Below are 25,663 nucleotides of genomic sequence, written 5' to 3'. Positions count from 1 at the left end.
GCTCCATTTTGTTGGTTGAAAGATTACAGATACATAAACTACTCTTATTCCTTAAAAACGACAATTCTGCATTTTTGAGTAATCCCACTTGAAGTTTGCACATAAATCGTAGCATGCCCTTTTGATTTGGCATGTATTAATCCCCATTGACTTACACTTGCAACGGAAGGATTAGAAGAATAATAGTAAAGTCGATCTGTGTTAATGCGAGGTGTGACATCTGCATCTAAGCGGCTTACAGAACCTATGGACAAAGTTTTTGTTTCCTCTGATAGTTCAACATCAGTGATAGGAATTAATTCGCAATCAATCACATAAACAGTCTTGTTCCCGCGGTAATCCGAGGCGTATATGGTATAAGTACCGGGTTTTGTCACTTGTATCGAAGCGTTATGGTTACTAAGATTAAGAGGGGTTCCCTCTTTACCACTAAGAAAATCTTTGACTGTCTTTTTGCCAGGTAGGTATTTTGCAGTTTTAATACCGCTTTTTGAATCTTTAATGGTGGTAGAGATAGTGATTGTATTATCGATTAGCGAGGTACTATAGCTTGCAGTAATAGTTGGGGCTTTGTTATCATCTATTATTTCATATGGTAAAATAACCTCATTTCCGGCATAGTCACTAACGTAAAAGGTATACCAACCAGCCTTCGCTACATCTATTTTTCCTTCGTTAATCGATGTGCCAATTGTACCATGTTTAAAATCGTCTAAGGTCTTCTTTCCAGGTTGATAGGAAATAACGCGAATTCCTGAATTACCCTTGTCAATCGCTTCAATAAAAGCAATGAGGCTACCATTCTCATATCCTGTATTGATCGAAATAGACGGTTTTTTTGTATCGCTTTGTAATAAGTCCATGGCCTCAATGCATGCGTAGGCATTTGGTATTCCAGGATAGTAAGTAAATGAGCTTAAATTCGTTAAAGGCTTGTAATTCATCAGTAATACCTCTTTGACATTAGAGGGGTATAACTGTGAGGCGCTGGAGTATAAGATTGCAGCTATCCCTGCTACATGAGGTGCAGCCATGGAAGAGCCAGAGGAAGCACGGTATCCGCCTACAACAGTACTTAGAATATCTACGCCAGGAGCTGCTATATCTACTGAGGTTGCACCGTAATTAGACTTTACTGTTAAAGCACCATTTGGATTAATAAAAGTAACAGAAATAATATTATCTAAAGGTAAACTGGCCGGATACATCGGTATTGCATCGTTATCTGCACCGCTGTTTCCAGCAGCTGCAACAAATAACATAGAGGATTCCCTGATTGTTTGATCAAGAGCTTGATTATAGGTAGTAGAACCCCAACTTAGGTTACATACATCAGCTCCCATCATGGTAGCATATTTAATTGCTTTTATTGCATTCCCGATAGTTCCTTTACCATTCACTCCTCCATGAATCTTTAAAGACATTATTTTTACGTCAATATTAGAGGCTACTCCTGCAATTCCAATCTGGTTGTTTGCAGAGGCTGCAATAATTCCAGCACAGTGTGTACCATGGTCATCATTATCCTCTTTACTAGCGGCCATAGTTTTAGTATCATAATGACAGATTGTATTATCATTATTATAGTAATCCCACCCATAGATATCATCAATATACCCATTGTTATCATTATCGATACCATCTCCTGGGATTTCGTTTTGATTGATCCACATCTGGTCTTTTAGATCGGGATGTTCATAATCTATTCCGGTATCCACTATGGCTACGATTACTTGACGAGTTTGATGATTATCTTTATTATAAGCAGTCCAAGCTTCAGATAGCTCTAAGTCAATGTCATACGTACTAGACTGAAGAACTTGACTGTTTAGAGTATGTTGTAAATAGTTGCCATTGTTTTCGACCGGCCATTGGGAGTAATAGTACGGATCATCGGTGGATAGTAGTGCAATCTCCCCGTTATAATCAACAGCACTAATTTCCTTGAATCCTCGAAGCGTATGTATTAAGGAATCGGTATCGGAGATATTTGTTGTACAAAGCATGTAGTTGTCAAATTCCTCAAGGATTTGTAACGATGTATTATAAGTAGATAAGACCTTTTCTTTTTCTTCCCTTGATACCTTAGCATCCCAAAGGAGAACGAGTTCAGTTAAGGAGGAATCTGCTGCTTTATCAGAGACAACCTCACCTTTTTCTTTGTTTGTGTCAAACAAGCTAGGCTCTTGTCCTTCGCTATTTATTGGAAAACAAAGACAAAGAAGCAGCGAGATTAATATGAAGTTTATATGTTTTCGAATATGTACCATAGAAAGCTCCTTCTTTGAATGAAAATTAACTGGTTACTGGGTATCTATATTAATGTTAAAAATATATACTCTTTCAAAAGCAACTCAATAATATCATATTTATTTTTATTTACAATCTTATTTTTAGACAAAAATTATGGTTTTTTAGTGGCAATTATATGTCAAAATAGATTAAAATCAGAATATTAGGAATGTACATAACCAAAAGAGGAGGAAAACAATGAAAGTACTATTAGTCGATATCAGTTTAAATCAGATGAAAAGTATCACCGGAGTTGTTCAGCAGTTGATAAAAGGTGCCGAAATCATTGGTATGGCAAGTGATGGTCAAAGTGCTTGTCATGTTTTTTTGGAACACCATCCAGATATCATTCTGATATCCAAAGAATTAAAAAGTACAGATGGATTCGCTGTAGCTTCTGAGATACGTAAACTAGATAATGAAGTCGGCATAATAGTATATGGAGAAGACGAGTCTGTTACGAGTCTAAAAAAAGCGTTAGAAGTTAGAGCCCATTCCTATCTTATGAAACCAATCACAAAAGAGAAGCTTCGACAGGCGATGGAAGGAATTTGTGAGACTTCTGAGCGTAGAAGATATCAACTAGTGGCGGACCGCGAAATCTTAGCTGCACAGGCTATGGAATTAATTGAATTTAGTTTTGTGTATTCCGTATTATATGATGAAGACTTCCAATGGGAGTGGAAAAATTATCAGTATATGCTCAATCTAAGTGGTAGTGGATATGTCATCTATGTATCATTAGAAAAAGGAAACTATAAAGAAAGGATATCATATGAGCGGTTTAGCAAGCTAATCAAGAAAAATGTTACCCCTGGTTATCGCTGTATTGTTGGAAGGGAGATGTCACGTAGCATTGTCATCTTTGTCATGGAAAAGTACGGATTGGAGTGCAATACCTCAAAAGTAGAACAAATCCGTTATGGTGAGTACATACGAAAAGTATTCCGTGACATGTTCCAAATTGAAGCAAAGGTTGGTATTGGAAGTTTAAAGCCGATTGATAAACTTGTAGTCTCCTATGAAGAAGCTCTTCGAAGCTTAAGATATGATCGCATGGGAAGTATCTCCCATGTGCAAGATGTAGCAGAAGAACGAAAAGAAAAGAAGCAATTTTACACAGAGATGGAAGAGAAGTTCTTATTAAATGTACGAGATGGAAATAAAGAAGCATTGAATAATTTGGTAACATTACTTGATTTGCTCTCCAATTATAATATATTAGATAAAAAAAATAAGCTGTTAGAACTAATTGTAATGGCATCAAACAAGACTAGAAGAGACGGTGGAAGCGAGTCTGAGTATACCAATTATATGGAACTCTTACGGGAATTAGATTCGTTATCTGAAGGAGAAATCAACGCTTGGGCATTTCGGAGCGTTAATTACGTTTTAAAGTCAGTAAGAGATAATCAAAATGAGAATTCCTTTGCGGCGATACGAAAAGTTCTGCGCTATGTTGACACTCATTATGATGAGGATATTACATTAGAAGAGGTAGCTAGTATTTTAAATATAAGTCCTCAGTATTTTAGTCGTATCTTTAAAGAAAAGATGGGAGTTACCTACGTAGATTATCTAACTAATATTCGAATCAAAAAAGCACAAGAGTGGTTAATTTATTCGGACAAAAATATACAAGAAATATGTTATATGGTAGGTTATAAAGATCCAAACTATTTTTCTAGAGTGTTTAAAAAAAATGTAGGAGTTACTCCAAAACAGTTTGTTGAAAATAAAGGGAAACGGTAGTTTATAAAAAGTAATTCAAGATAGATTGCTATGGTAGAAATGTGAGGGTTTCTGCCATAGCAGAAAAAGAGTCTCTACTTGACGTAAGTTAAATATTAGGTTATGATAAAGGTATAAACTATAAAAAATGGTACAAAATGATAGAAAGTAATAATTTTTTCTTAATAAAGCAAGTAGAAATATGATAAAATCAAAAAAAGATCATTGACGAGAACTCCAGAGTATGATATAGTAAACTGGCTATGGAAGAGGTCTTTTTTTTATGCCTAAAAACAGTGAAGACCTGTATCGGTTCTGGCTTTTGGCTAGGGCAGTTACATGTTAACGCAAGAATAGGGCAAGGTTTTTGAATCGGCATATTCAAGATCCAAAGATGCTTTATTCACCACAGAAAATTAACGGAGGTGGAAGTTGTGCGAGTAAAAATTACATTGGCATGTACAGAATGTAAACAGCGTAATTACAACACTACAAAGGAAAAGAAAAATCATCCTGACAGAATGGAAACCAAGAAGTATTGTAAATTCTGCAAATCACACACATTACACAAAGAAACTAAGTAATAATGTCTAATGATGGATGGAAAGCTTTATTCGTCCTATGAGATGACAAACCTTTTACAAGGAAGGAAAGTGAAGTTATGGGAGATACTGCAAATACTTTAGAAAAGGCTCCAAAAAAGAGCTGGTTCAAGGGTCTTAAGTCAGAATTTAAAAAGATCATTTGGCCGGACAAAGAATCACTTGCGAAGCAAACCGTAGCTGTTGTTGTCATATCCACTATTTTAGCGATAGTTATTGGAGTTGTTGACCAGATTATAAAATTTGGAATCAAGATAATACTTTAACTAGGATAAGGGTGATGATATGTCAGATGCTAATTGGTACGTAGTTCATACCTACTCGGGATACGAGAATAAGGTAAAAGCCAACATTGAGAAAACTATCGAAAACAGAAAGCTTCAAGATCAGATACTGGAAGTTTCGGTTCCTTTGCAGGATGTTATCGAAGTGAAGAACGGTGTAAAGAAAAAAGTTCAGAAGAAGATGTTCCCTGGATATGTGTTATTAAACATGATTATGAATGATGACACTTGGTATGTTGTTCGTAATACCAGAGGAGTAACTGGATTTGTAGGTCCGGGATCAAAACCGGTACCACTCACTGACTTCGAAATGAAGAGCATGGGAATTAAGAAAGATGAAATGGTAATTGATTTTGCGGTAGGCGATACCGTAACAGTAGTATCTGGTGTATGGGAAAATACACAGGGTGTGATCAAAGCAATTAACGAGCATAAACAAATCGTTACCATTAACATTGACATGTTTGGTCGAGAGACACCTGTTGAGATCAGTTTTACGGATGTAAAGGTTGAAAAGTAAAAAACTTTAAGGTAATGTTAACAAGTTCGCGTAAGACGCGGACAGTGGGAGGGTAAGTAGCAAGCAGGTAGTCCTGACAATAAGTCTATTACTCCCGGTAAAACCACAATTTTAGGAGGTATGCTATCATGGCAAAGAAAGTTACAGGTTATATTAAATTACAGATTCCTGCTGCAAAGGCAACACCAGCACCACCTGTTGGTCCTGCACTTGGTCAGCACGGTGTAAACATTGTACAGTTCACAAAGGAATTCAATGCTAGAACAGCAAATCAGGAAGGTATGATCATTCCTGTTGTTATCACTGTATATCAGGACAGAAGCTTTAGCTTCATTACAAAGACTCCTCCAGCAGCAGTATTGCTTAAGAAGGCTTGTAATTTAAAGTCCGGTTCTGCAGTTCCAAACAAGACTAAGGTTGCTACAATCAAGAAGTCTGAAGTTCAGAAGATCGCAGAATTAAAGATGCCAGATTTAAATGCAGCAAACATTGAGACAGCAATCAGCATGATCTCTGGTACTGCAAGAAGTATGGGTATCACAGTAGTTGAAGACTAACACGATGTTTATATAGATGTGGGAGGGCAATCCCGATAATACCACTAGGAGGTAAATCATGAAAAGAGGAAAGAAATATACTGATTCAGCAAAGCTTATCGACAGAAATGTTCAATATGATGTTGAGGAAGCAATCAGTTTAGTAAAAAAATCAGCAGTAGCTAAATTCGATGAGACAATCGAAGCACACATCAGACTTGGTGTAGACGGACGTCACGCTGACCAGCAGGTTCGTGGTGCGGTAGTATTACCACACGGAACAGGTAAGACAGTTAGAGTTCTTGTATTTGCTAAAGGCGATAAAGTAAATGAAGCTTTAGCAGCAGGAGCTGACTTCGTAGGTGGCGATGAGTTAATTCCAAAGATCCAGAACGATGGATGGTTTGAATTTGACGTTGTAGTTGCAACACCAGATATGATGGGTGTAGTTGGTCGTCTTGGTCGTGTACTTGGACCTAAGGGCTTAATGCCAAACCCTAAGGCAGGAACAGTTACTATGGATGTTACTAAGGCTGTTAATGATATCAAAGCCGGTAAAATCGAATATAGATTGGATAAGACAAACATTATCCACGTGCCAGTTGGTAAAGCTTCCTTTACCGAAGAACAACTCGCAGACAACTTCCAAGCGCTTATGGGTGCAATTATCAAGGCTAAACCTGCTGCAGCTAAGGGACAGTACTTAAGAAGCGTAACAGTCGCTTCCACAATGGGCCCTGGAATCAAGCTTAACACAGGTAAATTAGCATAATTTATTCGTTCATACTGTAAAGTGGGATAACTCCCAAATATTACAGCTTAGGCAAAATAAAATTGGTAATTGACACACGAATAGATTTATGTTATACTCAAAAAGCTCGTGAGAAGCTTAATTCTCACAAACTGCCGAAGACAGTAGGTGCCGCGATGGCATAAGGTGTGACCGCCTACCGAGGAATAGATTAATCAAGCTAATATGCTAGACTAATAATCTGCCTCCTGTTTTCGCAGGAGGCAGTTTTTTATTCCGTCTTCTATACAGAATCTATAAGGAGGTGTAATAGAATGGCAAAGGTTGAATTAAAGAAACCAATCATTGATGAAATCAAAGCTTATGCTGCAGATGCTAAGGCAGCGGTTATCGTAGATTACCGTGGTCTTACTGTAGAGCAGGATACAGCTCTTCGTAAGAAATTAAGAGAAGCTGGTGTTGTATACAAAGTATACAAGAACACATATCTTAAGATGGCTTTCGAAGGAACTGATTTCTCTCAGTTAGACAAACATTTAGAAGGACCTACAGCAGTAGCTTTTAGTACTGAGGATGCAACATCCGCAGCTAGAGTTTTAGCAGAGTTTGCAAAGACAGCAGACAAGCTTGAATTAAAAGCTGGTGTAGTAGAAGGAACTTATTACGATGCAGCAGGCGTTCAAAAGATCGCTACTATCCCATCAAGAGAAGTTCTTATTTCCAAGTTACTTGGAAGTCTTCAATCTCCAATTACAAACTTCGCTCGTGTGCTTAAGCAGATCGCAGAGAAGAATGGAGAAGTTGCTTAGTATAATAACTTTATATCCCTTGCGGTTTAGAGTTAATAGAACGTAAAAACAATAATTAAATGGAGGTATTTAATAATGACAACTCAAGAATTTATCGATGCTATTAAGGGCATGACAGTATTAGAGTTAAATGATTTAGTAAAAGCTTGTGAAGAAGAATTCGGTGTAAGCGCAGCAGCAGGTGTTGTTGTAGCAGCAGCTGGCCCAGCAGCAGAAGCAGCTGAGGAGAAGACAGAATTCGACGTTGAGTTAACAGACGTTGGAGCAAACAAGGTTAAGGTTATCAAGGTTGTTCGTGAAGTAACTGGTTTAGGCTTAAAAGAAGCTAAGGACGTTGTTGATGGCGCTCCTAAGGTTCTTAAAGAGGCTGCTTCTAAGGAAGAAGCTGAAGATATCAAGACTAAGCTTGAAGCTGAAGGTGCAAAAGTTACTCTTAAGTAATTTAAACCATCGAGGAAGTTTCCCGCTATTAAGCGGGGGTTAGACTTGCATGTTTCAGTGGGAACACTCCCACTGAAATAGCAACGAATTGCTAATGGGTTACGAGTAAATAGCGTTTTGTCAGCGTAGCTGACAAGTGAATTACGAGTATCCTCTGGCATCTCTTGATATATTGGAAGCGACAGTTTACTGTTTAAATCCTTTCTGTTAGAGAACAGGTGGCGACGCATCCTAGGATGAATCTCGCTTTCGGTTTTCTATCACTTAAAAATAATGAAACCACTCCGTGTGTGGGTTACGATGAGTAGCAAACAGATTGGAGTGGTTTTTTTACATGGAGAGAAATATTTATAGTGTTTTGATAGAATAATAATCATACATGTAACCCTACCGGGCACTTATTGAGATACTTGAATTTTGTACTCGAATATGTTACATAATTCGAAACATTATCATTGTGTAGAAAGATTGCACAGATATGTTAATTGCGTGTTGAACATACGTAGGAAGAATAATTAAGTTGAAAGATGGAGTTTTCAACTATAGATAAATACCATATTCAACTCTGAAATGATTGCATTTTAAATTGAATATGCTATGGAGGATATTATGTTTGATTTAGTTAAAAAAAATAGTAGATTCGAACGTTTTTTTGTATTCCTAACTTGCTATTATACTTTTTTTGTAAATGGTATGATGGTTTTAATGGTGGGTACGATTTTACCTTATCTGATTAAAGAGGCAAATTTAAGTTTTAGTATTGCTGGTGGTTTATTATCTGCATTTGCGATTGGTAATCTTCTCGCAAGTTTTGTTAATCCGCCAATTATCGCTAAGTTTGGTAGGAAAAAGACAATTATTGTTATGTCTTTTTTTATACCGATTTGCTTAATTGTTATTATGGGGATACCTGCTATACCGGTGTTATATCTAAGTTTTATACTTCTTGGGATAGGCCGCGGATCTGTAAGTATTTTTAATAATACAGTAGTGAATGAACGTGCCGAGGGAAAAAGCTCAATGTTAAATATTTTGCATATGGCATTTGCCTTTGGTGCTTTCTTAGCTCCTTTCCTTAGTTCTCTTTACATTAGCCACCAACTAACATGGAGACATTTGGGGTATACTATTGTAGCGTTATTTGCACTTACCATTATTCTTTTGTTCTTTATTCCAATACCATGGGAAGAGGGAAAGAGTGAAGCAATAAAGAAAGATCAGTCAAGTGCGAATCGGTCTTACTCCAAAAGTTTGGATTTTTATGTAATAGGTTTGATTTTATTTTTCTATCTAGGACTTGAGAACTGCGTGAATGGATGGTTTATCACTTATTTTAAGGATACTGGTATTATGAGTGATGAGTTGGCAACTAATCTAGTATCATATACATGGTTGGCAGTCATGATGGGACGCCTTATGACCGCTTTCTTATCTTCTAAGGTAAGAAAGAAGACATTAATATTAACTTACTGTATATTAACAACTGGCTTTTTTGGTTTGTTAATTTCAACAACGAATGTTAATGTAATCACTTTGTCTATAGTCTTGTTGGGATTTTTCTTTGCGGGCATCTATCCAACCTGTATTGCTAATGCCGGTGCAATTATAAAGGGAAGTCCTTCTGGAATGTCAATGCTCCTTGCGATTGCTGCACTTGGTGGAATTATAGCTCCTCAAATTGTTGGGTTTGTGGCAGATGCCATTGGTTTAACTGGAGCGATTGGGGTATTGTTGTTTAGTACTGTTTTCATGGTACTTTTTGCGATTATAAATTATCGACGTAGTGTAGTAGAATAGAAAATAAAATATTTGGAATATTAGTATAGATAAGGGTTGTGTTCCAATGAGAAAGAGCTTTTTTGACTGTGAGCAGATATCATTAGTCAAAGAAGCTCTTTTTTCTATGTTAAACAAGTTATTGAGTAGGATGATTTGATAATAATAGGGAGGAGTATTTTATGAAAAATATCTTCTTATCATAAAAAGAGAAAACAGAGATAAATTATATTTACAGAATCTTTCTGCTATGATATGGTAAAAATAGGATTATAATATGAAAGAGTAATAAAGAATATAAGAGAATGGAGCTAAGTGGAATGAACTTCTATTTGAGTGATACCAATGAGGTTATGAAAGAAGTCTCAAGTAATGCTACAGGTCTAACGAAGGAGGAAGCTGAAAATAGGCTGAAACAGAATGGAAAAAACGTACTAAAAGAAGCGAAAAAGGAATCTTTGCTTGTTCATTTCCTAAAACAATTACTTGAACCGATGACAATCATATTGATAGTAGCTGCAATTGTCTCTGGTATTACGGCTGCTTATTCAGGTGAGTCATTTGCGGATGTAATTATTATCATGGCAGTAGTTATCATTAATGCTATTTTAGGAGTTTATCAGGAAAATAAGGCGGAGAAAGCAATTGAAGCCCTAAAAGAAATGGCAGCAGCTATGTCAAAAGTAATACGCCAAGGAGTTCAATATTCTGTAAAAAGCGAGGAGCTAGTCGTAGGTGATATTATCCTTCTTGAAGCAGGTGACGCGGTTCCGGCAGATGCGCGTATCATAGAAAACGCATCAATGAAGGTAGAGGAAGCGGCTCTAACGGGTGAAAGTGTCCCGGTTAATAAAATAGAACAAACGTTGTCTCTAAATGGGGAGAAAGACATTCCACTTGGTGATCGTAAAAATATGGTCTACATGGGAAGTACTGTGGTGTACGGAAGAGGCAAGGCTGTTGTTACTAGTACCGGGATGAATACAGAAATGGGGAAAATCGCAGACGCTTTAGCAAATGCAAAGGAAGGGAAAACCCCGCTTCAACTGAAACTATCCCAGTTAAGTAAAATTCTAAGTTTTCTTGTGATTGGTATTTGTATCTTCATCTTTGCATTCAGCTTAATTCGTAGTGGTAGCCTAAAAGGTGAAAATCTAATCAATACCTTTATGGTAGCGGTTAGTTTGGCTGTAGCAGCAATACCGGAAGGGCTTGCAACGGTCGTTACAATTGTGTTATCTATTGGGGTAACCAATATGTCAAAAAGAAATGCCGTGATACGTAAGTTAACAGCAGTGGAAACCCTCGGTAGTACACAGATTATATGTTCTGATAAAACAGGAACACTTACTCAAAATAAAATGACCGTTGTGAAAGAATATACCAATGATCGTGCGTTTTTAGCAACAGCAATGGCTTTGTGCAGCGATGCTGAACTGGATGAAAATAATCAGGCAATCGGAGAGCCAACAGAATGTGCCTTAGTCAACTACGCTTACACAAATCAGTTGCCTAAAGGTGAGCTAAAAAAGGATCAGCCAAGAATTGGTGAAGCTCCATTTGACTCAGTTCGTAAGATGATGACAACAGTGCATCAAAAAGAGAAGGAATATATCCAATATACAAAGGGTGCTCCTGATGAAGTGCTAAAATGCTGTAATCATTATTTATCTGCTGATGGTGTGACCGAGATGACAGAAGAGATAAAATGTGAAATATTAAAGGTAAATAAAGAAATGGCAGATGGGGCTTTGCGTGTTCTGGCAGCTGCTTTTCGCACCTATTCTGAGAAGCTAACGCAGTTTGAGGAAAAAGAATTAGAAAAAGAACTTGTGTTTATTGGATTAACCGGTATGATTGATCCGGTTCGACCAGAGGTATTAGTTGCCGTAAAAGAATGTAAGGAAGCAGGAATACGCCCTATTATGATCACAGGCGACCATAGAGATACTGCAGTTGCTATTGCAAAAGAGCTTGGTATTATAAAGGATGCTTCTGAGGCTATCACAGGTGCTATGCTATCTGAAATGGACGATGAGACATTCTCTCAAGCGATTGAAACTTATTCCGTCTATGCCCGCGTACAGCCAGAACATAAAGTTCGAATCGTAACGACCTGGAAAGAAAAAGGAAAGGTAGTTGCTATGACGGGAGACGGTGTAAATGATGCTCCTTCTATTAAAAGTGCTGACATTGGTGTCGGTATGGGGATAACAGGTACCGATGTAACTAAAAATGTTGCTGATATGGTGTTAGCAGATGACAATTTTGCTACGATTGTTGCTGCAGTAGAAGAAGGTAGAAGAATCTATGATAATATTCGAAAGTCCATCCAGTTTCTATTATCTTCTAATTTAAGTGAGGTATTGGCTATCTTTGTAGCTACAATCTTTGGATTTACAATCTTAAAACCAGTGCATCTACTTTGGATTAATTTGATTACAGATAGCTTTCCTGCTCTAGCTTTAGGTATGGAGCACGGCGAGAAAGATGTAATGAAAAGAAAACCGCGAGATGCGAAGGAAGGAATTTTTGCTGGAGGGCTTGGCTTTGATGTTATCTATCAGGGATGTTATGTTACTATAATAACATTATTATCCTATTTTGTTGGTCACTATATGGAAAGTGGAAAATGGGAGATAGCAAGCAGCAGTGACGGAATGACAATGGCTTTTCTCACCATGTCTTTAGCAGAAGTAATACACTCGTACAACTTACGATCAAGGAATAAGTCAATATTTAAGATGACTTATCAAAATTTTTATCTTCTAGGTGCAATTGCGCTATCCTTTGTTTTAACTACTGCAGTAATTTATGTGCCTTTCCTAAGGGATGCATTTGGCTTCACTAAAATTAGGATAGAAGAATTTGGAGTTGCAATTCTATTTGCAATTACCATAATTCCGGTAGTCGAGATAGTGAAAGCGATACGAAGAGTCAAAGAAAGAAAATAGTATCGTATATTTAGAATGACTAGAATTGTGGTTGAATTATTCGTAAGAAGATGCAAAAAGTTATTAGTTTTATATAGAAGCTAATAAAAATAAAATTATAAAGGAAAGTCGTTAAAGGAAAAGTTATAAAGGGAAGGTCATAAAGGGAAGGTCATAAAGGAAAGGTTATAAAGGAAAGGTTATAAAAGAAAGATAGTAAAAGAAGTTAGTTTAGAAAAGGTTAATATAGTAAAGCAGGACGAAAATTAAAATACCCCTATTTGTAAGATAATAGAGGTACGATGATTTCATCCTGCTTTTTATATTGATATATTGATATAAATTACATAATTAATGGGAACTTAGCTTTATGACAAGAATGAATGAAGAACCAATAAATGGTTATACTAGAAAAAATACTAGTTTTTGTCCGTTTTCTATAAGTTGATACCTTCTTGGAAATCTGTTTCGGTTTTGATCATAGTCAGTGAAAACTAAGGGGATCCCCCTAAATAGTAGGGAAAAATTGTAAATATCGGACTTTACAGATATTTTATGAAAAATATAAAAAAGCTGTACAATTTACTATTGACAGCTTGACTATACTGTGATAATATGAAATGTGCACTATTGTGGTTTTATATGCCCATTTGTATATATTATAACACATAAAGTTCAAAATGCAAAGTGTTTTTAAGAAAATTTATTGCATAATTCATAAAAAACACAAAATGTGCTTTTGGAAATCATGGAAAACTCAATATTTTGTGGGTTTTCTTACGTTTTATGCAGGGTGAAACAAGTGTACTGCCTTGCTTGCGAGGCTACGAGTATCAAGGTAAACGACATTTTACGATTCAGTTCTTTTAAACGGTATCTTAATTTAGTTGTGAAACATTAGATTCAATTTAATGATGATGTAACTGAAGCGTTATAGAATATCTCTGATTACTCGATTATATAAAAAAAACTAGAAAAATTTCAAGGGGTGAAAACGTCAATGGATAAAAACAGAATACGTCCGATTAAGGTTGGAAAAGGCGTAAGAATGAGCTATTCAAAGCAAAAAGAAGTACTTGAAATGCCAAATCTCATTGAAGTTCAGAAGGATTCCTATAAGTGGTTCTTAGAGGAAGGCCTAAATGAAGTATTCGATGATATTTCGCCGATCGAAGATTACAGCGACCATCTTAGCCTTGAGTTTGTAAGCTTTCAGCTCTGCGAGGATGATGTTAAGTATTCGATTGAAGAATGCAAGGAAAGAGATGCTACCTATGCGGCTCCGTTGAAAGTAAAAGTTAGACTTCGTAACAAAGAGACGGAAGAAATCAATGAACATGACATCTTCATGGGTGACTTACCTTTAATGACTGAGACAGGTACCTTTGTTATCAATGGTGCTGAACGTGTCATCGTTAGCCAGTTAGTACGTTCCCCTGGAATTTATTATGCAATTCAACATGATAAAGTTGGTAAGACTCTTCATTCTAGCACAGTAATTCCTAACAGAGGTGCTTGGTTAGAGTATGAAACAGATTCCAACGATGTATTTTATGTTCGTGTAGATAGAAATAGAAAGGTTCCGATCACCGTATTGCTTCGTGCTATGGGTATCGGTTCTAACGCTGAAATTGTTGAAATGTTTGGTGAAGAACCAAAGATTTTAGCAAGCTTTAGCAAAGATCCATCGGATAATTATCAAGATGGTCTTCTTGAATTATACAAAAAACTTCGTCCAGGTGAGCCACTTTCCGTTGAAAGTGCAGAGTCCTTAATCAATAGTATGTTCTTCGATCCTAGAAGATATGACCTTGCTAAAGTTGGACGTTTTAAGTTTAATAAGAAGTTAGCTTTGAAAAATAGAGTGGTAGGTTTCCCTTTAGCAGAGGATGTTGTTGATACTGAGACAGGTGAAATCTTAGCAGAAGCTGGAACAATTATTACAGAAGCTCTTGCAATTCGTATTCAGAATAGAGCTGTTAGATCCATCTTAGTTCAGGCAGAGGAACGCAATGTCGTTGTTCTCTCTAACATGATGGTTGATTTTGATGAGTATGTTGAACTTGACTGTGACAAAGAAGAATTAGGGATCACAGAAGAAGTTTACTATCCAGCACTTCGTATGATTTTAGATTCTTGCAACAGTCTAGATGAAATTAAAGATGCGGTAGCAAAGCACATTACTGATTTAATTCCAAAGCATATTACAAAGGATGATATCTTTACCTCTATCAATTACAATATGCACTTAGAGTATGGAATCGGTAATCAAGATGATATTGACCATTTAGGAAATCGTCGTATTCGTGCGGTAGGTGAATTATTACAGAACCAGTACAGAATTGGTCTTTCCAGAATGGAACGTGTTGTTCGTGAAAGAATGACAACTCAAGACTTAGAAGGAATTAGCCCTCAGTCCTTAATTAATATTAAACCAGTAACTGCAGCAGTGAAGGAATTCTTCGGAAGTTCTCAGTTGTCTCAGTTTATGGATCAGAACAATCCACTTAGTGAGCTTACTCATAAGAGACGTCTTTCTGCACTTGGTCCTGGTGGTCTTAGCCGTGATCGTGCAGGTTTCGAGGTTCGAGACGTTCACTATTCTCACTATGGTAGAATGTGTCCAATTGAGACACCAGAAGGTCCTAACATCGGTCTGATTAACTCCTTAGCATCTTACGCTAGAATTAATCAGTACGGTTTTATTGAAGCACCTTACCGTAAGGTGGATAAGACAGAAGCTGATAATCCACGTGTTACGGATGAAGTTGTTTATTTAACAGCTGATGAAGAAGATAAATATGTTGTTGCACAGGCAAATGAGCCATTGGATGCAACTGGACATTTTGTAAACCAGAGTGTATCTGGTCGTTACAGAGAAGAAACATCATCCTATCAGAAGAGAAAAGTGGATTTAATGGACGTTTCTCCTAAGATGGTATTCTCTGTAGCTACAGCGATGATTCCATTCCTTCAAAATGACGATGCGAACCGTGCGCTCATGGGATCTAACATGCAGCGTCAGGCAGTGCCATTGTTATTTACAGAAGCACCAGTAGTTGGTACTGGTATGGAATTAAAGACAGCAGTAGACTCCGGTGTATGTGTGGTATCAAAGAAAGCGGGTACTGTTGAGAAGTCAACCTCCCGTGAAGTTGTGATAAAGAATGATGATGGAACTAAGTCAAGCTATCGCCTTGTGAAGTTTGCAAGAAGTAATCAGGGTACTTGTATTAACCAAAGACCAATCGTGGTGAAGGGTGATAGGGTAGAAGCTGGTGAAGTAATTGCCGATGGTCCATCTACTTCGAAAGGTGAATTAGCACTTGGTAAGAGCCCATTAATCGGATTTATGACCTGGGAAGGTTATAACTACGAGGATGCGGTATTATTAAGTGAAAGACTTGTTCAAGAAGATGTTTATACATCTGTTCATATTGAAGAATATGAAGCAGAAGCTCGTGATACAAAGCTTGGACCAGAAGAAATTACAAGAGATGTTCCAGGTGTTGGTGACGATGCACTTAAGGATCTTGATGAAAGAGGTATTATCCGTATTGGAGCTGAAGTTCGTGCCGGAGATATTTTGGTTGGTAAGGTAACACCAAAGGGTGAAACAGAACTTACTGCAGAAGAAAGACTTCTTCGTGCGATTTTTGGTGAGAAAGCAAGAGAAGTACGTGATACTTCCCTGCGTGTACCTCATGGTGAATACGGTATCATTGTTGATGCTAAAGTATTTACAAGAGAAAACGGTGATGAGTTATCTCCAGGTGTTAATCAGACAGTACGTGTCTATATTGCTCAAAAGAGAAAGATTCAAGTTGGTGATAAGATGGCTGGTCGTCATGGTAACAAGGGTGTTGTTTCTCGTGTATTACCTGCTGAAGATATGCCTTTCTTACCAAATGGTAGACCTCTTGATATCGTGTTAAATCCTCTGGGCGTACCATCTCGTATGAACATCGGTCAGGTACTTGAGATTCACTTAAGTCTTGCTTCCAAAGTACTTGGATTTAATGTTTCAACACCAGTATTTGATGGTGCAAACGAGTACGATATTATGGATACTTTAGAGCTTGCGAACGATTATGTAAATACTCCATTAGATGAGTTCCAAGCAAAATATAAAGATATATTAGATCCAGAAGTTATGGATTACCTTGTAACAAATGAGGATTACAGAAAAGAGTGGGAAGGTGTTCCAATTAACCGTGATGGTAAGGTACGTCTTCGTGATGGTAGAACGGGAGAGTACTTTGATAGTGCGGTAACCGTTGGATTCATGCACTACCTAAAACTTCACCACTTAGTAGATGATAAGATCCATGCTCGTTCGACTGGTCCTTATTCCTTAGTAACTCAGCAGCCTCTTGGTGGTAAAGCTCAGTTCGGTGGACAGAGATTCGGTGAGATGGAAGTTTGGGCACTTGAGGCATATGGTGCAGCTCATATCTTACAGGAAATCTTAACTGTGAAGTCCGATGATGTTACAGGACGTGTTAAGACTTATGAAGCAATTATTAAGGGCGATAATATATCAGAACCTGGTATTCCGGAATCCTTTAAGGTACTCCTTAAGGAGCTTCAGTCACTTGCACTTGATGTTACAGTTCTTGATGAGAACGGTGATGAAGTGAAGATGTCAGAAAACATCGATTACGGTGAAACAGAGTTTACACAGTATATCGAGGAAGATAACTTCAGATATGATGAGGGCTTTGAAGAAGCTGGATACAGTGAAGTAAATCCGGAGGAAGAAAGCGACACATTCGAAAGCTTCGACGAGAGTGAAAGCGTAATGGATTTTAGTGAGTCGGATGATTTCGGAGAATAATACTGAAGGGAGAGCCAGACAATGCCAACAGAGATGATAAATGAAAGTGTCAAGGATATCACCTATGACGCGATTAAGATAGGGTTGGCTTCACCAGAAAAGATCAGAGAGTGGTCTAGAGGTGAAGTTAGAAAGCCAGAAACAATCAATTACAGAACGCTCAAGCCGGAAAAAGACGGTTTATTCTGTGAGAAGATTTTTGGACCAAACAAAGACTGGGAATGTCATTGTGGTAAATACAAAAAGATTCGCTATAAGGGCGTAGTATGTGACCGCTGTGGAGTTGAAGTAACTAAGGCAAGTGTTCGTCGTGAAAGAATGGGTCACATCGAACTTGCAGCTCCAGTGTCTCATATTTGGTACTTCAAGGGTATCCCAAGTAGAATGGGTCTTATCTTAGACCTTTCTCCAAGAACTCTTGAAAAAGTGTTATATTTTGCATCTTATATTGTACTTGATAAGGGAACTACCGATTTACAGTACAAACAGGTGTTAAATGAAAAAGAATTCAGAGAAGCTTATGATAAATATGGCGACAGATTCCGTGTAGGAATGGGCGCTGAAGCTATTATGGAGCTTTTAGAGGCTATTGATTTAGAGAAGGAATCAAAAGATCTAAAGAGAGGCTTAAAAGAATCTACAGGACAAAAAAGAGCACGTATTATTAAGAGACTTGAGGTTGTAGAAGCGTTCCGTGAATCCGGAAATAAACCTGAGTGGATGATTATGACAGTTGTTCCTGTTATTCCACCAGATTTACGTCCAATGGTTCAGTTAGACGGTGGCCGTTTTGCTACTTCTGATATGAATGACTTATATCGTAGAATTATCAACCGTAATAATCGTCTTAAGAGACTTCTTGAGCTAGGTGCTCCTGACATTATCGTTCGTAACGAGAAGAGAATGTTACAGGAGGCGGTGGATGCCTTAATCGATAATGGTAGAAGAGGACGTCCAGTTACTGGTCCTGGTAACAGACCATTAAAGTCTTTATCCGATATGTTAAAGGGTAAGCAAGGACGTTTCCGTCAGAACTTACTTGGTAAGCGTGTTGACTACTCCGGTCGTTCTGTTATCGTCGTAGGTCCTGAACTGAAACTATATCAGTGTGGTCTTCCAAAAGAGATGGCGATTGAATTATTTAAGCCATTTGTTATGAAAGAGTTAGTTGCGAAAGGAACTGCTCATAATATTAAATCTGCAAAGAAGATGGTAGAAAGATTACAACCTGAGGTATGGGATATCTTAGAAGAGGTAATCAGAGAGCATCCGGTAATGCTTAACCGTGCTCCTACCCTTCATAGACTTGGTATTCAGGCGTTCGAGCCAGTACTTGTCGAAGGTAAAGCAATTAAGCTTCATCCACTTGTATGTACAGCGTTTAACGCCGACTTTGACGGTGATCAGATGGCGGTGCATCTACCACTTAGTGTAGAAGCTCAGGCAGAGTGTCGTTTCCTTTTATTATCGCCAAATAACTTACTAAAACCATCCGATGGTGGTCCTGTAGCGGTTCCATCTCAGGATATGGTACTTGGTATTTACTATCTTACACTTCATAAACCAGGTGATCATGGCGAAGGTAAGTATTTTAAGAGTGTAAATGAAGCAATTCTTGCTTATGAAAATAGTGCAATCTCTCTTCATGCAATGATCAAAGTTCGCAGAACTGGTCTAAATGCAGAAGGTGTAGAGGAATCCAGAATCATAGAATCTACAGTAGGACGTTTCATCTTCAATGAAATTATCAAACAGGATCTTGGTTTTGTTGACCGTAGCAAGCCAGAGAATTTCCTTGCACTTGAAATTGACTTCCACGTTGGTAAGAAGCAGTTAAAGAAAATTCTTGAGAAATGTATCAATACTCATGGTGCTACCCAAACTGCAGAAACCCTAGATGCGATTAAGTCTTTAGGTTATAAATACTCTACTCGTGCAGCGATGACAGTATCCATTTCTGATATGACAGTACCAGAAGCAAAGAAAGATATCATTGAGCGTGCAGAAAAGCAGGTAGAAGATATTGCTAAGAATCATCGTCGTGGTTTAATGACGGAAGAAGAGCGTTATAAAGCAGTTATCGAAACTTGGAAAGAAGCCGATGATGAAATTACCAAGGAACTTCTTGCCGGACTTGATAAATATAATAACATCTACATGATGGCTGATTCTGGTGCCCGTGGTTCCGAGAAACAGATCAAGCAGTTAGCTGGTATGCGTGGTCTTATGGCAGATACTTCAGGTAAGACAATCGAGTTGCCTATCAAGGCGAACTTCCGTGAAGGTCTTGACGTACTTGAGTACTTCATCTCCGCACATGGTGCTCGTAAGGGACTTTCCGATACTGCTCTTCGTACCGCCGACTCTGGTTACTTAACTCGTCGTCTTGTAGACGTATCTCAGGATTTAATTATTCGTGAGGTAGACTGTTGTGAAGGTACCGATGAAATTCCAGGTATGGAGATTAAAGCTTTCATGGATGGTAAAGAAGTAATTGAAGGCTTAGAAGACAGAATTATTGGTCGTTATGCATGTGAGACAATCTACGATGACAACGGAGAGTTAATTGTAAAGAAAAACCACATTATTACTCCAAAGCGTGCTGCACGCATTGTCGCAAGCAAAGCATACGAAGATCCAAATGCAACGATTAAGATTCGTACCGTTCTTTCCTGTAAATCACACATTGGTGTTTGTGCTAAGTGTTATGGTGCAAACATGGCTACCGGTGAAGCAGTACAGGTTGGTGAAGCAGTTGGTATTATTGCAGCTCAGTCAATCGGTGAGCCAGGTACACAGCTTACCATGCGTACATTCCATACTGGTGGTGTAGCGGGTGATGATATTACCCAGGGTCTTCCTCGTGTCGAAGAACTTTTCGAGGCTAGAAAGCCAAAGGGACTTGCAATTATCGCAGAATTCGGTGGTATTGTCACAATCAAAGATACCAAGAAGAAGCGTGAAGTTATTGTAACTAGAACGAACAATGAATCATTAGAATCAAAAGCATATCTCATTCCTTATGGTTCCAGAATTAAGGTTATGGATGGTCAAGAAATCGAAGCTGGTGATGAGTTAACAGAAGGTTCTGTAAACCCACACGATATCTTAAAGATAAAGGGTGTTCGTGCAGTTCAAGATTACATGATTCAGGAAGTTCAAAGAGTATACCGCTTACAGGGTGTAGAAATTAACGATAAGCATATCGAAGTAATTGTACGCCAGATGTTAAAGAAGGTTCGTGTTGAGAATAACGGTGATGCTGAGTTCTTACCAGGGACTATGGTAGATATCTTAGAGTTTAACGATGTGAATGAAAGCTTAGCAGCGCAAGGATTAGAACTTGCTGAAGGAAAGCAGACAATGCTTGGTATTACCAAAGCATCACTTGCTACGAATTCTTTCCTTTCCGCAGCATCCTTCCAGGAGACAACGAAAGTACTTACCGAAGCAGCAATTAAAGGTAAGATTGATCCATTGATTGGTCTGAAAGAAAATGTAATCATCGGTAAGTTAATCCCAGCTGGAACCGGTATGAAACATTACCGTAATGTTAAGTTAGATACCGATCAGAATCAAGAAATTACATTCTCTGAGGATGAATTTGACAATGGAAGTTACGAAGGTAATTTCTCCGGTAATGACTTTAAACAAAACTTCTACGAAAATGAAAGTTTCAATTCCGAGGAAGAAGTAAGCTTCTCTGAGGATGAATATTTCGAAGACGAAGAAAGTGATCTTTCAACTGAGAATTTTGATGATCTTAGATTTTCTGAAGAAGATAAATAATGTAAGAAGGTTTGATTGAATCGGTAAATGATTCGATAGAACACTAGAAGATAGGGCTGTTGCAAAATAGGTTATTTTGCAACAGCTTTTTTGTAATACATGTACCCTTGACGAAAGAAGGACATGGGAATACAATAACATCTAGGTAGTAGGTAGTAGGTAGTAGGTAGTAGGTAGTAGGTAGTAGGTAGTAGGTAGTAGGTAGTAGGTAGAGAAAAAATAGTTGGATGTTAAAGGGGATTCTATGGAATTTTTATATCAGTTAGAGAATATTAGAAACCCATTTTTTAATGGGATATTTCGTCTGTTTACATTGCTTGGACAAGAGGTCGTTGTATTAGCGATTTTATGTTTTTTTTATTGGTGTTATAATAAAAAATTGGCATATCGAATTAGTTTTGGATTCTTTCTTTCTGCTATTTTGGTACAGGGATTAAAGATAACTTTTCGTATTCCACGACCATGGGTAAAAGATCCATTATTTCAACCGGTGGAAGATGCGATTAAAGCAGCAACTGGATATTCCTTTCCTAGTGGACATACTCAAGCAGCGACTGCATTGTATGGTACATTAGCACTTTCAACCAAGAAAAATGTTTCAAAAATATTTCTTTTTCTTGTGATAGCTTTGGTTGGTTTATCTAGAATGTATCTTGGAGTACATACTCCTGCAGATGTGTTAACTTCTTTTTGTATTACGTTAGTTACTATTTTACTCATTTATTATTTTTCAAAATATGAGCTAAATCAAAATAAAAAAGTATACTTAATGCTTGGTATAGGTTTAATCTCAATTGCTTTATTAGTATATTGCGTAACCTTGTATACTAATGGTACAATAGAGTTAGCTTATGCAGCAGATAGTTGTAGTGCAGCAGCTGCTGGTGTAGGCTTAGCCATTGGCTGGTATGTTGAAAGTACGTATCTGAAGTTTAAGGAACGTGCATGTAGCAACCGAATGCAAGTAGTAAAATTACTACTTGGGCTCGTAATTACAGTATTACTAAAAGTTGGTCTTGGGGTAATCCTTAGGTCATCTATAGCAGGTAAAGGTTTAAAATACTTTTTATTGGTATTATGGATTATGATAGGTTATCCATGTATTATTAAAAGATTTATGAGTAATAAATTAGAGTAAGGTGAATCATCATACTACCAATGAACGTTTTACTATAAAAATGAAAGAAATATTACATTTCTTTTTACATGCGCGAAACTTGCGCAGGAATGGAGGTAACAATGGATATCAATGAATATATGGAAGGATATGATCGTTCCTTTGATGAAGATGAATTTGATTTAAGAATATGGGAATATATGCAGCAAGAAGATTTTGAATTAACGGAAGAGTTTGAAAACTTTTTAAAGGAATATTCGATTGAAAATGTTCATCAATTCTTAAAAATTATTCGCATGAAGAAAATGAGAAAAAGTTTAAATTAAATCAGTTTGCTTGGTTTAATTTTAAATTTGGGTTTCCTTTTTTGGCAATATCATGTATAATAGCTAAGGACTATGAAAGTTAATTTGATTAAATAGAATTACCAGTTGTTAAAAAATTAACGAGTTTAAGGAGGATAAGATATGTTAGTTTCAGCAAAAGACATGCTTACAAAAGCAAAAGCAGGCAAATATGCAGTGGGCCAATTCAATATTAATAACCTCGAGTGGACAAAGGCAATTTTATTAACTGCACAGGAACTTAAATCTCCAGTAATTTTAGGTGTTTCTGAAGGCGCAGGTAAATATATGACAGGATACAAAACTGTTTCCGCTATGGTATCTGCTATGATAGATGAGTTGAAAATTACAGTACCAGTAGCACTTCACTTAGATCATGGTACATTTGAAGGCTGTTTAAAATGTATCGATGCAGGTTTCTCCTCAATTATGTTCGATGGTTCACACTACCCAATTGAAGAGAACATTGAGAAGACAAAAGAGTTAGTAAAGATTTGTGCTGAAAAGAATATGTCCTTAGAAGCAGAAGTTGGATCTATTGGTGGAGAAGAAGATGGAGTGGTAGGCGCAGGAGAATGTGCAGACCCAGAAGAATGCAAGATGATTTCTGATCTTGGTGTTACTATGTTAGCAGCTGGTATTGGAAATATTCATGGAAAATATCCAGAGAACTGGGCTGGTCTTAGCTTTGAGACTTTAGATGCAGTTCAAAAGTTAACAGGTGATATGCCATTAGTACTTCATGGAGGTACTGGTATTCCAGAAGATATGATTAAAAAGGCAATTTCTCTTGGAGTAGCTAAGATTAATGTAAATACAGAATGCCAGTTAAGCTTTGCAGAAGCAACTCGTAAGTACATTGAGGAAGGTAAGGATTTACAGGGCAAAGGATTTGACCCACGTAAATTGTTAGCTCCTGGTGTTGACGCAATTAAAGCAACTGTGAAAGAAAAGATGGAGTTGTTTGGATCTGTTGGTAAAGCAGAATAATTGGTATAAACAACAAATGACATTTGCAAGTTATAAATCGCAAATACGTTCGTTTTTATTATTACAAATTGAAAAGCTGAAGAATCGGTTTAGGATTTCCGATTCTTCAGCTTTTTTATTTATGGCAGGAAAAGCTCGCGTAGCGGGCTTTTCTTGTTTCTGTCAAAGAAAAGCAGCATGAATTGTATTCGCATCCCTTTGCTTCTGTAAGAATTGCTTTATATAAAAGCTTGTCTTATGAGAAGAGAGAAAAACATCCTTAAACAATTATATTTCGATATTATTTGTCATAATATATATAAAAAATAAGACATGAGATAGATAAATAGTTATTTATAATTTAAATTGTCGAATAGCGTAGTCTATTTATTGCGCAATTAATACAATTTATATTTACAAGCAAAAATGGAAATGTTATACTTTTAATACTCTTATAGTATATGTATGAATCCGGATAAAAATATATGCTTCATATAGAGATAACTTGTGAATTAAGTAGGTGAATATCTATGGGGACTTTTAATAAGGGTGCAAGTACTAACGTGCTACATATCATTGCGGATATTCTATTTGGTTGTGTAGCAGTTTTAGTTGCTTCTATCATCTATTATTTAAAGAAAGGTTTTATGATTAGCAACTCCTACATTGTTACGTGTATCATGATTTTACTAGTGTTTATCTTATCGAACAAAGAATCACGTATGTATAATGTAACCACTTTTTTTTATGTGGATCGTATCATAAGATTTATAACAAAATCTTTTCTAATTACAACAGGAGTAACCACTTCCTTATTGTTTTATGTAGGGCGTGCAAACATTAATATCTTTTTTTACACAACATTTCTTATTATTTTTTATTTTTCCATGATTTTTAGCACCTTCTTGGCTCGATTTTTAGTCCGAAAAATGGGGATATCGGGACCAAGAACGTTATTAATTGGTGTGATAGAAGACTATCAAACGTTTGAAAGATATCTTGGAAAATCCAATTTTTTAATGAAGATCATGGGATATGTAAGTATTCATTCCATCGATGTGGATGAAAGGTACCTAAGTAATGTTGAAAATCTTGAAAAAGTAATTCATTACATGGGGATTGATCAGGTTTATATTATGAATCGAAATTACGAGAATTTTGATATTCAGCGCTATATTAACTTATGCATGGACATTGGGGTAACAGTTCGAATTATACTTGATACGTATCAGAATGACTCTGCTCAGAGCTATGTGAGCTGTGTTGGCACATATCCAGTATTAACTTACCATCGTGTATCGCTAAATAACTCTTCGAAGTTCTTAAAAAGGATGATTGATGTAATAGGGAGTATCAGTGGAATTATCTTATCTTCACCCTTTATGGTTATCGCTGCGGTTGCAATAAAGATTGATTCCAAAGGTCCAATTCTCTTTAAACAAATTAGAGTTGGGCAAAATGGAAGAAAATTTGAAATGTATAAGTTCCGCAGTATGTGTATTGATGCAGAGAGAAAAAAGAAAGAACTAATGGGGAGAAATGAGATGGAGGGAAAGTTCATGTTTAAGATGCATGATGACCCTCGTATTACCAAAGTAGGTAAGTTCATTCGAAAAACAAGCATCGATGAACTACCTCAATTTTTTAATGTATTAAAAGGAGATATGAGTTTAGTAGGAACTAGGCCACCTACGCTTGATGAAGTAAAGCATTATGAAAGAAATCATTGGAGAAGAATGAGTATTAAACCTGGTATTACAGGGATGTGGCAAGTAAGTGGTAGGAGTACAATTACCGATTTTAAAGATATTGTTGAATTGGATACGGAATATATAGATCAATGGAGTGTTATTACCGATTTTCGGATTATGTTAAAAACAATCATAAGGCTAATTGTCCCTAAGGATGCATGCTGAGTGTTGTTTTAAGATA

The 25,663-nt window shown here is 37.0% G+C and carries 17 protein-coding genes and 1 other annotated feature; of the genes, 16 read left to right on the top strand and 1 reads right to left on the bottom strand.

Translation table 11 applies throughout. The features are described from left to right. Positions 1–44 precede the first annotated feature (44 nt). Positions 45–2,270, bottom strand: a complete 2,226-nt coding sequence (locus CC92_RS21615) for a S8 family serine peptidase (protein ID WP_051650717.1) — start codon at positions 2,268–2,270, stop codon at positions 45–47. A gap of 220 nt (positions 2,271–2,490) precedes the next feature. On the opposite strand from CC92_RS21615, the gene CC92_RS0110410 reads away from it, so the two are divergent. The 16 genes from CC92_RS0110410 to CC92_RS0110335 all read left to right on the top strand — a co-directional run bounded on the left by CC92_RS0110410 (position 2,491) and on the right by CC92_RS0110335 (position 25,647). Then, positions 2,491–4,044, top strand: a complete 1,554-nt coding sequence (locus tag CC92_RS0110410) for an AraC family transcriptional regulator (RefSeq protein ID WP_029502946.1) — start codon at positions 2,491–2,493, stop codon at positions 4,042–4,044. A 413-nt stretch (positions 4,045–4,457) separates the two neighbouring features. Next, a complete protein-coding gene (gene rpmG, locus CC92_RS22170; protein WP_081841852.1) occupies positions 4,458–4,607 on the top strand; it encodes a 50S ribosomal protein L33 in 150 nt (49 codons plus the stop codon). Between the two features lie 77 nt (positions 4,608–4,684). Further along, the gene (secE, locus tag CC92_RS0110405; protein WP_029502947.1) at positions 4,685–4,891 is read left to right on the top strand and encodes a preprotein translocase subunit SecE; all 207 of its coding nucleotides are present in this window, start codon (positions 4,685–4,687) and stop codon (positions 4,889–4,891) included. Between the two features lie 19 nt (positions 4,892–4,910). Continuing rightward, on the top strand, positions 4,911–5,429 hold the full coding sequence (nusG, locus tag CC92_RS0110400) for a transcription termination/antitermination protein NusG (protein WP_029502948.1): 519 nt from the start codon (positions 4,911–4,913) through the stop codon (positions 5,427–5,429). Positions 5,430–5,557: 128 nt separating this feature from the next. Then, positions 5,558–5,986 carry a 50S ribosomal protein L11 gene (gene rplK, locus CC92_RS0110395; protein ID WP_029502949.1) on the top strand — a complete coding sequence of 143 codons (429 nt, stop codon included), beginning with the start codon at positions 5,558–5,560 and terminating at the stop codon, positions 5,984–5,986. Between the two features lie 58 nt (positions 5,987–6,044). Then, positions 6,045–6,737 carry a 50S ribosomal protein L1 gene (gene rplA / locus CC92_RS0110390; protein ID WP_029502950.1) on the top strand — a complete coding sequence of 231 codons (693 nt, stop codon included), beginning with the start codon at positions 6,045–6,047 and terminating at the stop codon, positions 6,735–6,737. A gap of 116 nt (positions 6,738–6,853) precedes the next feature. Next, positions 6,854–6,998 (top strand) — a sequence feature (ribosomal protein L10 leader region). A gap of 32 nt (positions 6,999–7,030) precedes the next feature. Beyond that, on the top strand, positions 7,031–7,525 hold the full coding sequence (gene rplJ / locus CC92_RS0110385; RefSeq protein ID WP_029502951.1) for a 50S ribosomal protein L10: 495 nt from the start codon (positions 7,031–7,033) through the stop codon (positions 7,523–7,525). 75 nt (positions 7,526–7,600) lie between these two features. Then, positions 7,601–7,966: a 50S ribosomal protein L7/L12 gene (gene rplL, locus CC92_RS0110380; RefSeq protein WP_029502952.1), complete on the top strand. Its 366-nt coding sequence runs from the start codon at positions 7,601–7,603 to the stop codon at positions 7,964–7,966. A gap of 609 nt (positions 7,967–8,575) precedes the next feature. Beyond that, positions 8,576–9,763, top strand: a complete 1,188-nt coding sequence (locus CC92_RS0110375) for an MFS transporter (RefSeq protein WP_029502953.1) — start codon at positions 8,576–8,578, stop codon at positions 9,761–9,763. A gap of 299 nt (positions 9,764–10,062) precedes the next feature. Continuing rightward, complete coding sequence (locus CC92_RS0110370) at positions 10,063–12,696, top strand: calcium-translocating P-type ATPase, PMCA-type (RefSeq protein ID WP_029502954.1); 2,634 nt, start codon at positions 10,063–10,065, stop codon at positions 12,694–12,696. A gap of 979 nt (positions 12,697–13,675) precedes the next feature. Next, on the top strand, positions 13,676–17,512 hold the full coding sequence (locus CC92_RS0110365; RefSeq protein WP_029502955.1) for a DNA-directed RNA polymerase subunit beta: 3,837 nt from the start codon (positions 13,676–13,678) through the stop codon (positions 17,510–17,512). Between the two features lie 21 nt (positions 17,513–17,533). Next, complete coding sequence (gene rpoC, locus CC92_RS0110360; protein ID WP_029502956.1) at positions 17,534–21,301, top strand: DNA-directed RNA polymerase subunit beta'; 3,768 nt, start codon at positions 17,534–17,536, stop codon at positions 21,299–21,301. Between the two features lie 244 nt (positions 21,302–21,545). Continuing rightward, the gene (locus CC92_RS0110355; RefSeq protein WP_029502957.1) at positions 21,546–22,439 is read left to right on the top strand and encodes a phosphatase PAP2 family protein; all 894 of its coding nucleotides are present in this window, start codon (positions 21,546–21,548) and stop codon (positions 22,437–22,439) included. Positions 22,440–22,540: 101 nt separating this feature from the next. After that, positions 22,541–22,744 carry a hypothetical protein gene (locus CC92_RS0110350; RefSeq protein ID WP_029502958.1) on the top strand — a complete coding sequence of 68 codons (204 nt, stop codon included), beginning with the start codon at positions 22,541–22,543 and terminating at the stop codon, positions 22,742–22,744. Positions 22,745–22,885: 141 nt separating this feature from the next. Then, positions 22,886–23,752, top strand: coding sequence for a class II fructose-1,6-bisphosphate aldolase (gene fba, locus CC92_RS0110345; protein WP_029502959.1), 867 nt, complete (start codon positions 22,886–22,888; stop codon positions 23,750–23,752). Positions 23,753–24,261: 509 nt separating this feature from the next. Next, the gene (locus CC92_RS0110335) at positions 24,262–25,647 is read left to right on the top strand and encodes a sugar transferase (protein ID WP_029502961.1); all 1,386 of its coding nucleotides are present in this window, start codon (positions 24,262–24,264) and stop codon (positions 25,645–25,647) included. Positions 25,648–25,663: the final 16 nt, after the last annotated feature.

This window comes from Lachnoclostridium phytofermentans (genome assembly GCF_000733755.1).
In the GTDB taxonomy this organism is placed as follows: domain Bacteria; phylum Bacillota; class Clostridia; order Lachnospirales; family Lachnospiraceae; genus Lachnoclostridium; species Lachnoclostridium phytofermentans_A.
Note: the sequence above shows the minus strand (reverse complement) of the source record. Positions and strands in the feature narration are given on the sequence as shown.

What these genes read in the sequence shown, in the direction of transcription:
- CC92_RS21615 (WP_051650717.1), bottom strand. Translation starts at nt 2,270, where the DNA reads ATGGTACATATTCGAAAACATATAAACTTCATATTAATCTCGCTGCTT.
- CC92_RS0110410 (WP_029502946.1), top strand. Translation starts at nt 2,491, where the DNA reads ATGAAAGTACTATTAGTCGATATCAGTTTAAATCAGATGAAAAGTATC.
- secE (WP_029502947.1), top strand. Translation starts at nt 4,685, where the DNA reads ATGGGAGATACTGCAAATACTTTAGAAAAGGCTCCAAAAAAGAGCTGG.
- nusG (WP_029502948.1), top strand. Translation starts at nt 4,911, where the DNA reads ATGTCAGATGCTAATTGGTACGTAGTTCATACCTACTCGGGATACGAG.
- rplK (WP_029502949.1), top strand. Translation starts at nt 5,558, where the DNA reads ATGGCAAAGAAAGTTACAGGTTATATTAAATTACAGATTCCTGCTGCA.
- rplA (WP_029502950.1), top strand. Translation starts at nt 6,045, where the DNA reads ATGAAAAGAGGAAAGAAATATACTGATTCAGCAAAGCTTATCGACAGA.
- rplJ (WP_029502951.1), top strand. Translation starts at nt 7,031, where the DNA reads ATGGCAAAGGTTGAATTAAAGAAACCAATCATTGATGAAATCAAAGCT.
- rplL (WP_029502952.1), top strand. Translation starts at nt 7,601, where the DNA reads ATGACAACTCAAGAATTTATCGATGCTATTAAGGGCATGACAGTATTA.
- CC92_RS0110375 (WP_029502953.1), top strand. Translation starts at nt 8,576, where the DNA reads ATGTTTGATTTAGTTAAAAAAAATAGTAGATTCGAACGTTTTTTTGTA.
- CC92_RS0110370 (WP_029502954.1), top strand. Translation starts at nt 10,063, where the DNA reads ATGAACTTCTATTTGAGTGATACCAATGAGGTTATGAAAGAAGTCTCA.
- CC92_RS0110365 (WP_029502955.1), top strand. Translation starts at nt 13,676, where the DNA reads ATGGATAAAAACAGAATACGTCCGATTAAGGTTGGAAAAGGCGTAAGA.
- rpoC (WP_029502956.1), top strand. Translation starts at nt 17,534, where the DNA reads ATGCCAACAGAGATGATAAATGAAAGTGTCAAGGATATCACCTATGAC.
- CC92_RS0110355 (WP_029502957.1), top strand. Translation starts at nt 21,546, where the DNA reads ATGGAATTTTTATATCAGTTAGAGAATATTAGAAACCCATTTTTTAAT.
- CC92_RS0110350 (WP_029502958.1), top strand. Translation starts at nt 22,541, where the DNA reads ATGGATATCAATGAATATATGGAAGGATATGATCGTTCCTTTGATGAA.
- fba (WP_029502959.1), top strand. Translation starts at nt 22,886, where the DNA reads ATGTTAGTTTCAGCAAAAGACATGCTTACAAAAGCAAAAGCAGGCAAA.
- CC92_RS0110335 (WP_029502961.1), top strand. Translation starts at nt 24,262, where the DNA reads ATGGGGACTTTTAATAAGGGTGCAAGTACTAACGTGCTACATATCATT.